This window comes from Paenibacillus sp. strain BS8-2 (genome assembly GCF_054483835.1).
Window position 1 is genome coordinate 78,232 of sequence record NZ_CM137010.1, and the last position, 14,477, is coordinate 92,708.

Annotated in this window: 10 protein-coding genes; 1 reads left to right on the forward strand and 9 read right to left on the reverse strand. The window is 50.8% G+C overall.

From position 1 onward, the window contains the following. Positions 1-21: 21 nt before the first annotated feature. Positions 22-1,116, reverse strand: a complete 1,095-nt coding sequence (locus tag ACX1C1_RS00320) for a hypothetical protein (RefSeq protein WP_458955212.1) — start codon at positions 1,114-1,116, stop codon at positions 22-24. 172 nt (positions 1,117-1,288) lie between these two features. Beyond that, positions 1,289-3,358 (reverse strand): beta-galactosidase, encoded by a 2,070-nt coding sequence (locus tag ACX1C1_RS00325; protein ID WP_458955213.1) that lies wholly within the window; start codon positions 3,356-3,358, stop codon positions 1,289-1,291. 127 nt (positions 3,359-3,485) lie between these two features. On the opposite strand from ACX1C1_RS00325, the gene ACX1C1_RS00330 reads away from it, so the two are divergent. Further along, on the forward strand, positions 3,486-4,328 hold the full coding sequence (locus ACX1C1_RS00330; protein WP_458955214.1) for a helix-turn-helix transcriptional regulator: 843 nt from the start codon (positions 3,486-3,488) through the stop codon (positions 4,326-4,328). A 112-nt stretch (positions 4,329-4,440) separates the two neighbouring features. Here ACX1C1_RS00330 and ACX1C1_RS00335 read toward each other — a convergent pair whose 3' ends face one another. From ACX1C1_RS00335 to ACX1C1_RS00365, 7 genes are all read right to left on the reverse strand, one after another. Then, on the reverse strand, positions 4,441-5,277 hold the full coding sequence (locus ACX1C1_RS00335; RefSeq protein ID WP_458955215.1) for a carbohydrate ABC transporter permease: 837 nt from the start codon (positions 5,275-5,277) through the stop codon (positions 4,441-4,443). Continuing rightward, the gene (locus tag ACX1C1_RS00340; protein WP_458955216.1) at positions 5,274-6,155 is read right to left on the reverse strand and encodes a carbohydrate ABC transporter permease; all 882 of its coding nucleotides are present in this window, start codon (positions 6,153-6,155) and stop codon (positions 5,274-5,276) included. The genes ACX1C1_RS00335 and ACX1C1_RS00340 overlap by 4 nt, the downstream gene beginning before the upstream one ends. A 77-nt stretch (positions 6,156-6,232) precedes the next feature. Then, positions 6,233-7,594, reverse strand: coding sequence for an ABC transporter substrate-binding protein (locus ACX1C1_RS00345; protein ID WP_458955217.1), 1,362 nt, complete (start codon positions 7,592-7,594; stop codon positions 6,233-6,235). 815 nt (positions 7,595-8,409) lie between these two features. Continuing rightward, positions 8,410-9,729 carry an ABC transporter substrate-binding protein gene (locus ACX1C1_RS00350; RefSeq protein ID WP_458955218.1) on the reverse strand — a complete coding sequence of 440 codons (1,320 nt, stop codon included), beginning with the start codon at positions 9,727-9,729 and terminating at the stop codon, positions 8,410-8,412. Further along, positions 9,726-11,216, reverse strand: coding sequence for a response regulator (locus tag ACX1C1_RS00355; RefSeq protein ID WP_458955219.1), 1,491 nt, complete (start codon positions 11,214-11,216; stop codon positions 9,726-9,728). The genes ACX1C1_RS00350 and ACX1C1_RS00355 overlap by 4 nt, the downstream gene beginning before the upstream one ends. Continuing rightward, complete coding sequence (locus ACX1C1_RS00360) at positions 11,182-12,996, reverse strand: sensor histidine kinase (RefSeq protein ID WP_458955220.1); 1,815 nt, start codon at positions 12,994-12,996, stop codon at positions 11,182-11,184. Before ACX1C1_RS00360 ends, ACX1C1_RS00355 begins: the two co-directional genes overlap by 35 nt. A gap of 142 nt (positions 12,997-13,138) precedes the next feature. Then, positions 13,139-14,458 (reverse strand): ABC transporter substrate-binding protein, encoded by a 1,320-nt coding sequence (locus ACX1C1_RS00365; RefSeq protein ID WP_458955221.1) that lies wholly within the window; start codon positions 14,456-14,458, stop codon positions 13,139-13,141. Between the last annotated feature and the right edge of the window lie 19 nt (positions 14,459-14,477).

Consider the following 14,477-nt stretch of genomic DNA (forward strand, 5'->3'; position numbering starts at 1 on the left):
CATCCATTGAGCGGTCTTAGGTTATGAAGCCAGTGCAAGCAGCGCCATCAAGTTATCGAACGAATATGCTTGCCGGGTGACGGGATCTCCAAATCCACCATATAACACAGAATGAACATCCATGATTTGAAACTCGACCATATGTGCAATCGCATCTTCATAGAGCGCTTTATCGTCAACCTCGCGCCCAATCAGTGCGGCGATCGCATATAATGCCGTTGAACGAATATCGCTAAGCGGAGTTCCGGCCTTGTCATATTGACCATACAACTCCCCGCTTGCTACCATCCTCTTAATCGCGTCCATGCTTTCCTGGCGTTCCTTACCGATTTCCGCGAGTGAAAGGACTGTCAGCATCGATTCCACCATATGGATTCGATCCGACTCATATCGTCCGCTCTCATAGTTATAACGGGTCTCATAGAAAGGGAATTGTTCAGAAAGATAGCCGCCCTCCACGACAGCAAGCATCCGCTCCGCGAGCTTATCCGCCTCTCGGTTATGGTCGGCGATATACTGAAGCGTTCTCAGATCCGCGTAACATAATGTGAGAAAGCCGTTTCTTTGCTTGAGCCTCATATCGTAAAAATCGTAAAGATTGCCATTCTGCACATTATGTTCCAGCAGCCTTTCGCCATAACGCTTGGCTTCGGAACGATAAGCGCTGTGACGGAACACCTCCGCTCCCTCGTAGAGCGCTCTGATGATACGAAGATCATCAACTGCCGCGTTGGCATCAAAACGTTTGTCTTGCTTGGGGCTGTACCGGTAACTGAAGCCGCCTTCCTGCTCGAAGAGGTCCTTGGCTTGCTCCAGCGTTTTATCAAACAGATGCTGATTAGGTCTCGTCACATAATAACGCAGCATGATACCCGCCGATTCGCTAAGCACTTCGTGACCGCTTGCCGCATCCTCATTTTGGTCACTTTCAATACGATTGGTGTTAACGCCGAAATCGCCTAGCTGCTCCCGGCGGATATAGTCCATCAGCAGCCGCTCCGCCTCCGATATTTTGCCAGACTTCACATTCGTTGCTGGCGACGAGTCTCCGCACGCAAGCAACAGAATCGGCAACAAAAACATAAGAAGAAGCGTTCCCCACCGACGATCCTGCACCTTATTCCCTCCTCACCTGAGTTTGATACCTGACGCTTCCAGGTTAGTATGTCTAATTCATCCAACATTATCAGCCATTAGCCGCTGTGGAATGATTAAAGAACATAAGAAAAAACCTCGCAGAGCGAATATCGCCCTTGTGCGAGGTTTGTTGTTATACCGTCTATATTCATTAAGCGCGGTCTGCCGTTGTCCGTTTGAGCATCCGGATACCATTGACTGGCAGCTGAATCACAGCCTCTGCCGACTCTCCGCTTTCCAGATCACTGTACGTTCTGCCGTCCAGCTCGACTTGCGCTGTGCTGCCCGAGAAATTCATCAGGAAGACGAAATCTGAGATGCCGTCCGTTCTAATCTGTGCAGTAACACCAGCCGGCAGCACGGTATCCAGCGCACGCGCAACTCCTGCTTCCGCCGTCACAGCCTGATAGAAGGCAAGCAGGAAATCGTCGCCGAGACGAGTGGCGATATAATACGCTTTGCCTTGCTCCAGCTTGTTGACGGTAAGTGCTGGCCGATCCGCGAAGAAGCTGTCCGTGTAGCTGCCCAGCGCTTCCGCTCCCTCCAGATGGATTAGCTCGCAGAGCTCACGCGACTCGAATTGACCAGACAGACCCAGAGAGTTGCCGTCATGCATAATGAGTCCATTGCGCTCCCAATCATGCAGTCCTTCGATTTCCTCCGCCCAGATGCCGAGCATCTTGCGAAGCGGTCCCGGAAAGCCGCCCAGATGGCACAAGTCATTTTCGTTGACAACGCCGGACCAATAGGTCACAACCACCGTGCCGCCCTGTTCAACGAACGCCTCCAGCTTGCGTCCCGTCTCTTCCCTGCACAAATATAACATTGGCACGACGATTAGCTTATAAGCGGAGAAGTCGGCTTCGCTTCCGATGATATCAGTCGGCACACCATGCTCCCACAATGCTCGGTGATGATCCATGACGGTTGCTTCATAATGCAGTCCAGAGTTCCGCGGGCCTTGTGAGTCCTTTACCGCCCAGCGGTTGTCCCAATCGAACAGTATGCCTGTCTCTGCAGGCGTCGCAGTACCCGTCACTTGTGAAATATCGGCAAGTGTTACACCCAGCTCGGCTACATCGCGGAATACGCGGGTATGCTCGTGGCCGGCATGATCTATGACCGCTCCGTGGAACTTCTCGCTGGATCCTCGGCTCTTTCTCCACTGGAAGTATTGCACCGAATCCGAGCCATGCGCAATCGCTTGCAGAGAGGATAAGCGATGCATGCCTGGCTGCTTCAGCTTGCTCACCGCCTGCCAGTTCGTGCTGCTTGGCGTGCTCTCCATAAGTAAGAACGGCTTATTCATAATCGTGCGGAAAAGATCATGGTTGAACGCAATGGCTGCTCCCTGCTTGCTATCATCCTTGTTGTCATGCCAGGTTGGATAGGCATCCCAAGAAATAACATCCAGTATGTCAGCGAACTTGCGGTAATCCAGTCCTTCGATCAGATGCATGTTCGTCGTGGCAGGCAAAGCGGGATTAGCCCACTTGACGGCATCAATCTCATGCTTGCAGAAGTCGATTGTCTGATCCGTAATAAATCGACGCCAATCCAGATTCTGACCGTGCACCATGCTCTCTCCATGCGGAGCCGGCGATTCTACTTGAGCCCAGTCCGTATACGTGTGTGCCCAGAAAGATGTCCACCACGCCATATTGAGCGCATCGAGCGTGCCGTATTTGTCCTTGAGCCAGTTCCGGAACGCATCCTGACATAGGTCGCAGTGGCAGTCTCCTCCAAATTCGTTGGAAATATGCCAGCCGACGACCGCAGGATGCTCGGCATAACGCTCCGCTAGCTTGCGATTAATAATAGCCGTCTTCTCTCGGTAAGCAGGGGAAGTGAAACAATGGTTATGCCGAAGTCCGTGAAGGTTGCGAACGCGATTCGCTCCGACTCGCAGCACCTCCGGATATTTGGCGGATAACCAAGCGGGACGCGCGCCGCTCGGCGTAGCCAGCCACGCATAAATGCCATTTTTTTGGAATCGCTCAAGCACCTGATCAAGCCATTCGAATCGGAATTCTCCTTCCGCTGGTTCCAAAGCTGCCCAAGAGAAGATGCCGATTGCCATCACGTTGCATCCAGCAAGCTTCATCAGCCGGATATCTTCCTCCAGCACAGCGGGATCGTGCAGCCATTGGTCGGGATTATAGTCGGCTCCGTGCATCAGCACGGGCAGTTTCGGGCTTATTGGCGCTTGTTTGATCGTCATATTTGATATCCACCTCATAATCGTATTATTCTCTTATTATTCTTTGATCATAGTCCATTTGCAGGGTATACTCATAGAACAGAACTGACAAGAAATCGTCCGATCCTAACATAAGGAGTGAAAACCGATGATGCCTTTCCTCTTGGCGGATAATGAGAATTTAGAGCAGCATCTCCCGCTTTACGTGCTTTGCGTTGGCAGTCACGAGCAGAAGGAGATAGACCGGCGCGAGAACGGATATCCCGCACATCAGCTGTTCCTCACCCGAAGGGGAGAAGGTACTTTCCGGACGGTCGAAGGCCACGAATACAAGTTGACGCCGCGTAAGGCGCTTCTCCTCCCCGCCCATATCGGGCATCACTACCGTCCGGACGACTCGGGGGAGAAGTGGGATCTGGGTTTCATCGCCTTCCATGGCGGAGTGGCGGATGTCCTGCTGGGGCAGATGGATCTTCTCTCACAGCGCGTGCTCGAGGCGCCCAACTTCGACGATCTCTGGCTCCGGCTGGAGGGCATCTGGCATACCATCAATCAAGTCGGCGAGCATGCCTATGATGCTTCAAGACGATTGTACGACCTTCTTCTTGCCTTTATGGAAGGACAATATCCCAACACGAAGCCTGCCAAAAAAATATTTCCCGCCGATCAGCCCAATTCTGCTCTACAAGCAGCCGTACAGCTGATTCACGATCATTACAGCGAAAGGCTGCTGTTATCCAACGTGGCCAGGGCAGCAGGTTATTCTGTCCAGCACTTCCACCGATTATTTGTCGCAAGCTACGGCACTACTCCTCAGCAATACATGCTCCAGCTTCGTATGCGGCGAGCGTTGCAGCTGTTCCAAGAAGAGCCCGGCATCACAGTGGATCGTGTCGCAGAGATGCTGGGCATGGACACCAGCTACTTTATCCGGATGTTTAAGCGTACGTATGGCATTACGCCCAAACAACACGCGAAGGGACGCAGCTAGTCGCCGCGCCCCTTGAACTCTTTATATCAGATATTTGCCTCATCCCCCGGATAAAGAGAGTCAACGTTTAATCAGCTCCTTTTATCGGAAAGTCAATATCTCCTTCCACGCTTCACCCTTTGACCGATCCCATCGTCAGACCGCCCACGAAATATTTTTGCAAGGCAAAAAACATCAAAAGCAGCGGCATCGCGCAAAGGATACAAGCGGCGAACAACACGTTCCATTGCGCCGGATTCTGCTGATCCCCAAGGAAACCTAACATCGCGACTGGCAACGGAGAGTCAATCGATTTGGTGATGAACACCATATTAAAGAAATAATCGTTCCATATCCAGACGCCTTGCGTAATTACGACAGACACGGTGACGGGGAGCAGCAGCGGGAACACGATTTGCCAAAACCTGGTCAGCAAGCCCGCTCCGTCGATATAAGCCGCCTCCTCAATTTCCTCTGGCACGCTGCTCCGGATAAAACCCGTGTACAGAAAGGTCGAGAACGGCAAGCTGCATGTAATAAACATAAGAATTGGCGTATACTGTCCCAGCGGAATGCCCAGCCCCTTGATCATTTGAATGATCGGGATCAACACCATCTGACCCGGCACGACAAGACCCGATAGAAAGAACATGTACAGAAATTTGCTTAACCGGTTTCTAATACGTGCCATTGGATAAGCAGCCATCGCTGCAAATAGCACAACAAAGAAAACTGATACAACGGTGAGTACGATGCTGTTCCATAAAGCAATGGGAAAGTGCATGCGGCTGTACGCTGATGCAAAGCTCTCCATAGACCATTCGTTGAACCAATTCAGCGGGTTCGTCATGTTGCGAGGAGAACGCAGCGAGCTCGATAACACAATAATTAACGGAATGAGATTAACGAAAACCAGCGCGAGTAGCAGCGCATGCGTACCGAAACGTTTCCACCCTGCCGCCAAATTCATGCCTGCACCTCCTTCTTGTTGAGCGTCAGCACGCAAACGATCGTAATGGCGATAATGATTGCGAACGAAATAAGGCCCAGCGCCGCAGCTTTGCCAAACAATTGATCGGTGAACGCCATCTTGTACATAGCATAGATAAGCGTATTAGTAGAAATACCTGGACCGCCGTTGGTCATGACGAATGGGAAGTCGAATGCCTTCAAGCCATTGATGACACTTAACGTAATATTAATCGTGACGGAGGTGGCCAGCATCGGGAGCGTAATAAAACGAAACAGCTTCCATTTGCCTGCCCCATCTATTTTGCCTGCTTCAAGCAGCTCGCTCGGAACCGTCTGCAAACCTGCCAAAAAAATGATTACGCTCGTGCCGATGTTTTTCCAAATATCAACTGCGATGATCGAATACAGCGCTTTGGAGTAGCTGCCGAGGAAGTTTGTATCCCATCCCTGCAAGCCGAGTTTGGACAAGAAGGAAGCGATGAGACCTTCATCGGGCATATAGACATAGCTCCAAATGAAACCGACAACGATCGCGCTGAACAAGGTGGGGATATAAAAAGCCGACCGGTAGAACCCTTTGGCACGTATATTCGCATTGAGCAGGAGGGCCAGCATTAACGCGATCGCGTTGCCAAGCACAACCGTGATGGCGGTGTACGCCAGTGTATTTTTGATCGAAACGCTCAGAATTTCTTCTCCGAACAATTTCTTGAAATTGTCGAAACCGACATACTGGAAGCTTTGGACGTAACCGTTATAATCCGTGACGCTGTACTGAAAGAGTTTAAGAATCGGAAAAATCCAGAAGATACAATAAAAGATGAGCGCTGGCAGCACAAAAAGGTACATTGTTTTTCTCATGACCGCACTATTCATGTTGATTTCTTCCCTTCCTCATTCCGGTCATACGGGGAAAGCCTCATGTTGACGGCCTCCCCGAGGACGGAAAACTTCTATTCTTTGAATAGTTCCGTATATTTGTCCTGCATCGACTTGGTCACGTCTTCGGCTGTCGTCTTCATTCCGCCGATGATTTCTGAGAACTTCGACTGCATCACATCGCTCACGCCGGCTGGCCACATTTGGTTGGAGAAGTAGAAGGCGTTGCCCGTTTCTTGAATGTTCGTAAGCACATCTTGGAAAATCGGATTTTTGAGCTCGACGCCGTTGAATACACTAATCGACGGGTTGGACTCTATCCAGGCTTGGAATAGCGGAGATTCGCCGTCGTACAAATATTCGAATACTTGCTTGCCGATCTCAAGGTTAGGCGAGTTGGCGTTCAGCGCATATCCAGCGGCGGTTGCTGCCGATGCGTATACCGGTTGGCCTGCGTCATTGCCCGGAAGCGAGAAGAATCCACGTTCAAATTCCGCAGCGCCTGTTGCCGTTAAGCCCGGGAGATCCCACGTTCCAGTGAAAATCATAGCCGCTTTGCCATCAACAAATTGTTGAGCAGCTTGAGCGCTAGCCATTCCCAAGGATCCGCTAGCCACGTAACCTTTGTCGTACAGCTCCTTATATTGGCCGATCGTCTTGACCCACTTCTCGTCCGTCAGAGCAGTTTCTTTGGTTTGCAGCTTCTTGTCAAAATCAGGATCGGATGGATATACGCTGTTGGCTGCTAGTTGATACATGCCGAACTGGATCACCCACGGATCTTTGTCGCCCATAACGATTGGCGTAATGCCGGCAGACTTCAGTTTCTCCGAGGCTGTGAGGAAGCTTGCCCAATCTTGCGGCAGCTCCGTAATGCCTGCTTGTTCGAACAGCGACTTGTTGTAATATGTGCCGAGAATATCCATACCTTTGGCAACCGCATATGGTTTGCCTTCGAAGCTCATATCATTCTGAGCAGCTTGGCTAACTCGATCCCAGAAGGACAAATCCGATAGGTCGGCTGCATAACCGGCTTTCGCTACTTCGATCGCTCCCATATTCGCCATGTTCGGGAATACGAGGAAGATGTCTGGACCCTCGCCAGCTCCAAGCTTTGTTTTCACGGTCGTGTAATATTGTTCGTCAGGCAACTTCTGTACCTCAAGCGTCACGTTCGGGAACTTTTCCTTCACGAGCTTAGGCAGCGTCTCTAGCTCGAAGTCCGCTCCTTCGGCAGCCTTAGCCCCAGATACGAGCATCGTCAGCGTGACTGGGTCTGCGCTTGGACTAGTGCTTGCGGTCGGCTCCGCTCCCGCGCTTGGGCTGTTCGTCGGACTTGGGGCGCTCGGGCCATTGTTGTTTGAGCTGCACGCGCTGAGGACGAGAAGAGTCGAGGCGAAAACAACCGCAAACGATTTACGATTCAGAAACTTCATTGGATATACCCCCTGTGATTAAGTCATGATTACTTGCTACATCTCTAATTCTAAAGGGGTTTGCGCGATCTCATAAGCGCGTCATTTTTTGTCTGGATACCGCATTTTTCGGAAAAGAGAGCCTCGTTGCTCGCGGCGGTGTCGGGTGGAGGGCGCGGAGGGCGTGGCGACCCTATTTTCTCGAGTTGCAGCGCACTGCTGCGCTGTGTCCGCTCCATCACGGAGTTGCTGGAGCTCAGATTTATAGGCTCGTTAAAATTAAGTCTCGAAATTGGAGATATGAGTTATGGTGGGCACAGTTGCATGGGTACGTGCTTGGACGCAGGTAATGCGCAATGGGGGCCGAGATGCAGATGTTACTTCTATGAGTTTTCTCGAAAATCAGTTTGTTGTCGAGCAGAAAAAGTCGAAGCAATACGCAAATTCAACAAAAAAAGGACCTTGCGGTCCTCATTGGCACTTCCCTCTCTTCTCTCCCGACTGCAAAATTTGCATAACTACCTTCCTTCCATCCTTCTTCCACTCCGCTCACCGCACGCTTGTCACTCAACCTCTCAATAAGCCTATCACCCTCCCGCCTTCTTTCACACCTGCTCCCAAGCATGCTAGTCGAAGATAGAGATCGGGAGACGAGCTAGATGAGAAGCTAGACGAGGAACTCCGAGAGGAACTCCGAGAGGAACTGCGAGAGGAACTGCGAGAGGAACTCCGAGAGAAATTGCGAAAGGAACTAAGAGAGTAATAATACAAGTAGGAAAAAGAGACTGCTGGCTGTTACTCTCGCAATCTCTTTTCCCTCAATCCTCGCCCGACTCCTACCTGCCACGATCTAGCTGTTCCTGTAGTGCCGTCAAATAACGTAAGGGTTCGTACGTTTCATCCGTGACCAGCAGTTGGGCTTGATCCCATGCAAGCAGCTGGGCATTTGTATCGAATCGCGCCTCGAACCAAAGCGCCCCTTTGCTTACTTCATTGATTTTCTCCTGTACAAGCTTGGTAAGCGGCGGCAAGTCGCTAGGTGTATGCTCGACTTGGAAGCCAGTAATCATGCCAAGCTCTTTCATCGCTCGCGCTCCGTATCGCTCGAACACAAATTTAATCCACTTGCCAACCTCCGGTGTGTAAGCCGCCTTAGAGAAAGAAGTCGTTAGCCCCGCGTTGACAGGATATTCGTCGAGGCTCCCGCTGCCTCCTTCTACGAGCGGAATACTGAAGAAGCCGATATTGTCTTCGCCAATCTTGTTCTGGGACTCATCATTAAACGCCCGCAGCTGCCAGCTCCCCATATAGAACATCGCGGCTTTCCCCTGCAGGAAATCATTCACAGAGGATGCCATATCAACAGTGTTAACGCGCGAACCGAAGTAACCTGCAAGCCCCATCCTCTGTACCGTTGCCGCCGCTTCGACGAAGCCGCGGCTCGTCAATGTCAATTCGCCCTTATCTACTCGCTCCATGACATCAGCCCCATACACCCGGATCGCATAAGCATTAATCAGCCGGGTAATCGGCCACTTTTCCTTACCTGCAACCGCAAACGGTTGAATGCCGTTGTTGTACAGCTTCTCTGCCGCCGCCAGCATGTCGTTCCATGTTTCCGGCACCTCGATCCCGTAATCATCGAATAGCTGCTTATTATACCAGAAGCCTTCAATATTAAGCTCCAGCGGCAGCGCGTATAACCCCTCACCGTTTGCATAAGCCTTCAGCAGCTCTACGGCTGCAGGATTTAACGCATCTAGCATACCAAGCTCGTCAAAGGTATCCTCGAGATCCAATAAGGCATCACTTTGGATCAAATCAATTAAGGGCTTACCGGACTGGTAGCTGAAGAGTACGGGCAAGTCGTTACTAGCCGCCAGAAGCTGTACGCGCTGGGATAGATCGCTCTCCGCCACATTCTCGAATTCGAACGAAAAGCCCGGTGTATTTGCCCCGTAATCCTTGGATAATTGACTTATAATTCTCGCGCTTCCCTCCTGTTCCTTATTGGAGGACAGGTACAGGATGGAGGTCTTCGGCAACACTTCAATATACATTGGCTGCGAAGGTTGGCTGCAACTAGTGAGCAACAGCAGAATAGCGGCAGCGAATAAGCCAGGAAGTTTGACCAAGGACGGCGCTAATCTCTTCATGTACCCATCCCTTTCGACCGATATTGCCCAGGTGTAAGTCCGGTATACTTCTTAAATACCTCTGCGAAATGCCTAGCGTGATAATAACCTACCTTTTCGCTGATCATTTGGATGGATGTGCCCTCGGCTAGCAACTCCTTGGCTTTCTCCATTCGGATGGTCGTCACATATTTGATGTAGGACATGCCCATCTCCTCCTTGAACAGGAGGCTGAAATACGTGACATTCATCTCGATGTAATCCGCCACCTCTTGCTGCGTAAGGTCCTTGCCGTAATGATCGTTCACATAACGAATCGCCTTCTCTACCGCCAAATGTTTGGAGCGCTGTCTCACACCGACGACCCAATCGATAATCCGTTCCAGTTCCAGCCTCAGCCAGCTAGCCACCTCTCCTCTGGTCTGCGCATCTCGAAGCTCGCGTTGCGGCGCATAACCGGGAGGAAGCAACTCTGACGTGTTGCTGCCCGTTTCCTTTGCCGCTTCTGCGCAATGAAGAACCAACTTAAGCAGTTCAATCTCGGCTACGTCGGGATCAATCGTACTGGACTTAAATTTGGCCAGATAATCGTCTAATTTGCTCATGAAGTTTATTTTGTCGCCTAACCTCAGGTCGAACAACAGCTCTTCTTCCTTCTCCGAAACGTTAGGCGATACAGTATGGTGATCCCCAAGCTCGTCAAATGGGATCCAGCCCATCCCTTCAAGATATTGTCCGTATCGCAGCGCCCGAAGCGCCTCCTTATAGCTTTTCGACGCTTCTGCTAAAGATGGATAAATACGTCCTGACCCTACCGTGAGATGGTCCAGATCAGCCAGCCCATGCTTCCACTCCTCTCCATCGATGTGGAAATGGAACAGAACGATCAGATTCTCTCTCCCGTTCGACACGTTTACAGCATGATAGGCTGTACTTTCAACCATTCGAAATTCAGGCCGTGATGCGGCTAGTACAGATACTGCCTTAACCTCGCCTGCTTTCTCACCGAACTGCGCCAGCCAACTCGCTTCGGCCTCCTTGCCGCGATGAAGCAGCCCAAGTGTCGCCATACTTAAGAGATCCTGCTTGCGTCGCTCCTTCAGCTCGCTCATCTCGGACCTATCATGGATGCGGGAGACGGACTTGGCAATACCCTCACGAATCTTGTCAAGTGTGATCGGCTTCTCCAAATAATCGATGACGCCCAGTTGAATCGCCTTTTTCACGTAATCGTATTCGTTGTAGCCGCTAAAAACGATACAAGCCGTATCCGGCGCCTCTTCCCTAATCGTACGAATCAGCTCGAGCCCGTCAATTCCAGGCATGCGGATGTCCGTCATGACGATATCCGGCTTATGTAATCTGAATGCTTCGAGAGCGGATATGCCGTCCTGTGCCGTCGCCACTAGCTCTACCCCGCACTCCGACCATACGATAAGCTTCATCAATCCTTTAAGCACGATATGTTCGTCGTCAAACAGCACCGCCTTCAGCATGGACGGATTCATCTCCCTTCCTTCCCTGGTGAGGGAACCTCATCTCGATGTATGTGCCTTTGCCTGCCTCGCTCTCAATATGGAACGAACTCTTGGCTCCGTAAAACAATATCAAGCGTTCACGGACATTTCGTATACCATAGCCCTGATCCGTCTTGCTGATATCGTCCATACCGACGCCGTCGTCGGATACAGAGAAAACAAGGTAATCACCATCTCTCCGCCCAATCAGTCGGATCATGCCTTCGCCCACCTTCGGTTCGAGTCCGTGGTACATCGCATTCTCCACAAGCGGTTGCAGCAGCAGCTTCATAATTTCGTATACCTTGATCTCCTCATCAACCATTTCCTCATAGCGGAAACGATTGTCGTAACGCATGTTCTGAATAATCATGTAGTGCTCAATGTGCATAAGCTCCTTGAATACGGGGATCAACTCTTTGCCCTTATTTAAGCTGAGCTTAAAGCTCTCCGAGAGTGAGAGCGCCATTTGGGCGATATCCTTCTTCTCCTCCAGAAGCGCCATGAAATAAATCGAATCGAGCGTATTATACAGAAAGTGAGGCTTGATCTGCGCCTGCAGCGACCGCAGCTCCGCTTCCTTTTCTTTGAGCTCCGATTGGAGCAGCCGCTCGCTAAGTTGTTTATTCGCAAACGTAATGCGCCGGAAGGTCGCTCCGATAACGCCAACTTCGTCTGTTGCAAACGGTGTAGCCAACGCTCCTTCGCTGGAGGGACTCCCCGTCGCCCATTCTACAATCATCTTTTTGAGCTGCAACAGAGGTCGAGTTACCGTGCCTGAGATGATATAAGAAACGAGTATCGCAACGCCCGCCATTAATGCTGAGATAAGCATTGTAATGGAACCGATCCGGTCAGATTGACTTAAAAGCGTATTCATTTTCACATAGTGTATAAATCTCCAGCCGGTTGTCGCATTCGTAAATTGATTGACGATGTTGTCCGCATCTTGCAGCCTTTGAACGGTTTCGTCCAAGCTTGATCCAAGCCCGATGCTGTTCGTCACATCCGGCGTCAGGTCATAAACCGCTACCGGCTCCGGCTTATGGGACGCATCTAAGATGAGAAAACCGTTTTGTCCGCTGCCGCTCACCGCCTGATCAAAGATCGAGGTCTTAATATTAATGACGAGCAGCCCCATCATACCGGCCGTTAACCGATTGGGATCGCGCAACAGCTTGACGCTGGAGAACGATTCGCCTTCACTCGAGTTCCCTAGTACGTTGAACCCGAAGAAAACTTCCTTGCCCTTAGCCTTTGCCGCCTCGGTATACCAATCCGTGTCCACAATCTCCCGTCTTGTCTCATCCGTGCCATACTTCCCCCCGTGCTCGGATCGGCCGTGACATACGGATCGGAAGTTACGATCGAACAAACAAATCGACTCGATATTTTGTGTATCGAAAAGGTTGGCGACCACGATGTTCTGCAGCTTGTTCGCCGTTCGCACATCGAGAAAGTCCTGCTTATTGCCTTCGTTCGCCCCGCTTGCGATTAATTGTTCCCTTAATTCATCATTGGATAATATGATCCGGTTCATGTTTATGATATTGCGCAATAGCAGATCTGCCACTTCGCTGGCGGTTTGCAGATGTCCCGCATTTCTCTCATTATGATTGTCTACAAGCGTATCTTTGGCGATATTGTAAGAAAAGTAACCCAGAATCATTAGAGGAGGCAGCGCGACTAGAATCATAGCGGTCAGAAATCTTCGTCGTATGCTGGCTTGCCGCAGCACGCCCGAAAGATTACGTAATAGACCAGACTTCATGGCAGACTTCCTTTGCATGTTATTCACATTGGTAATATTGAACACCATCTGCTATAAATAGGTGCCCGATTAAGTTCAGTATAGCAGAGGATCGAAAACGAGCATGTGCGTTTTTTTTCTGGTCGATACCGCATTTATCTGATCAGTCCCCGCTCGTCCGGTTGCCGTCTATCACTTCCTGCAGCTCTCTCATATACATGGCGCCCGAATAGTCGGGATCTGATATCAACAGTTGGGCATTATCCCAAGCCGCTAGCTGCTCTTCTGTTGTAAACCGGGCTTCGAACCAAAGCGCCCCCCTCTTGAGCTCCGCCAGCTTATCTTGGACCATGTGGGCAAGCGGCGAAGCAGCATCCGGCATCCGATCGACGCGAAAACCTGTTATCATACCATATTGGTCCATCGCAAGCTGGCCGTATCGCTCGAACACATACTTCATCCACTCTCCAACCTCACCGTCAAATGCTTCCTTCGAAAAAGCCGTCGTTAGTCCCGCATTGACGGGATAATCCTCCGCCTTGCTACTGCCGTTCTCTACGGACGGAATGCCAAAGAAACCTATGGAACTCGGCTTCAGACTACCTTCGCTGCCCTTGTCAAAGTCCCTAAGCGACCAGCTTCCGGAATAAAACATACCTATTTTTCCTTGCATAAACGCCTTCGTCGCCTCTCCGAAGCTCACCCGGCTTGGCGAAGGCCCGAAATAACCGCTTCCTGCCATCTCTTTAATCATTTGCGCTGCCTCTACAAAACCTTTATCCGTCAGTTTTGCGTTTCCTTGATTTACATCCTTCATCGCATCGATACCTAGCTTGCGAATAATATAGGCGTTCATGTAACGCGTGATCGGCCACTTTTCTCTGCCTGCGAGTGCGAAAGGCTGAATGCCTTCCTCCATCATTTTGGCGGCGGCAGCCATCATCTCATCCCACGTCTGGGGTACAGCTAACCCGAGCTCAGCAAAATGTTCCTTGTTATACCAGAAGCCCTCCAGGTTCATCTCGAGCGGCATCGCATACAAACCTCGGTTCTCAACTTGATTCTTCATCAAGCTCACCGCTGAAGGAAGCAAGATGTCAGACATGCCCAGCTCTGATAGCGTTGTCTCCAGATCGAGAACGGCACCGCTCTCGATCAAGTCTTCGAGCGGTTTGCCGGCGGGATAACTGAACATGACGGGCAAATCGTTGCTCGCCGCGAGCAGTTGGATCTTTTTCGATAAGTCCGCATTACCCGTCTCCTCATATTTGAACGTCACATGTGGATGTAACGCCGAATATTCCTCCGCCAATTGCCGAATGATCGAAGTACTAATTGAATTGCCTGCAGATGTGATATATGTAATCGTTACCGGTGACGGTGGCAATTCGGATACCGATGGTCTGCCGCCTCCGCATGAAGTCAGCCATATCAGAGACGCTAAGATCACAGCAAGCTTGCAGGGTCGTTCGTAGAGTTGCATAATGGTTACTGCTCCGTTT

What these genes read in the sequence shown, in the direction of transcription:
- ACX1C1_RS00325 (WP_458955213.1), bottom strand. Translation starts at nt 3,358, where the DNA reads ATGACGATCAAACAAGCGCCAATAAGCCCGAAACTGCCCGTGCTGATG.
- ACX1C1_RS00330 (WP_458955214.1), top strand. Translation starts at nt 3,486, where the DNA reads ATGATGCCTTTCCTCTTGGCGGATAATGAGAATTTAGAGCAGCATCTC.
- ACX1C1_RS00335 (WP_458955215.1), bottom strand. Translation starts at nt 5,277, where the DNA reads ATGAATTTGGCGGCAGGGTGGAAACGTTTCGGTACGCATGCGCTGCTA.
- ACX1C1_RS00340 (WP_458955216.1), bottom strand. Translation starts at nt 6,155, where the DNA reads ATGAATAGTGCGGTCATGAGAAAAACAATGTACCTTTTTGTGCTGCCA.
- ACX1C1_RS00345 (WP_458955217.1), bottom strand. Translation starts at nt 7,594, where the DNA reads ATGAAGTTTCTGAATCGTAAATCGTTTGCGGTTGTTTTCGCCTCGACT.
- ACX1C1_RS00350 (WP_458955218.1), bottom strand. Translation starts at nt 9,729, where the DNA reads ATGAAGAGATTAGCGCCGTCCTTGGTCAAACTTCCTGGCTTATTCGCT.
- ACX1C1_RS00355 (WP_458955219.1), bottom strand. Translation starts at nt 11,216, where the DNA reads ATGAATCCGTCCATGCTGAAGGCGGTGCTGTTTGACGACGAACATATC.
- ACX1C1_RS00360 (WP_458955220.1), bottom strand. Translation starts at nt 12,996, where the DNA reads ATGAAGTCTGGTCTATTACGTAATCTTTCGGGCGTGCTGCGGCAAGCC.
- ACX1C1_RS00365 (WP_458955221.1), bottom strand. Translation starts at nt 14,458, where the DNA reads ATGCAACTCTACGAACGACCCTGCAAGCTTGCTGTGATCTTAGCGTCT.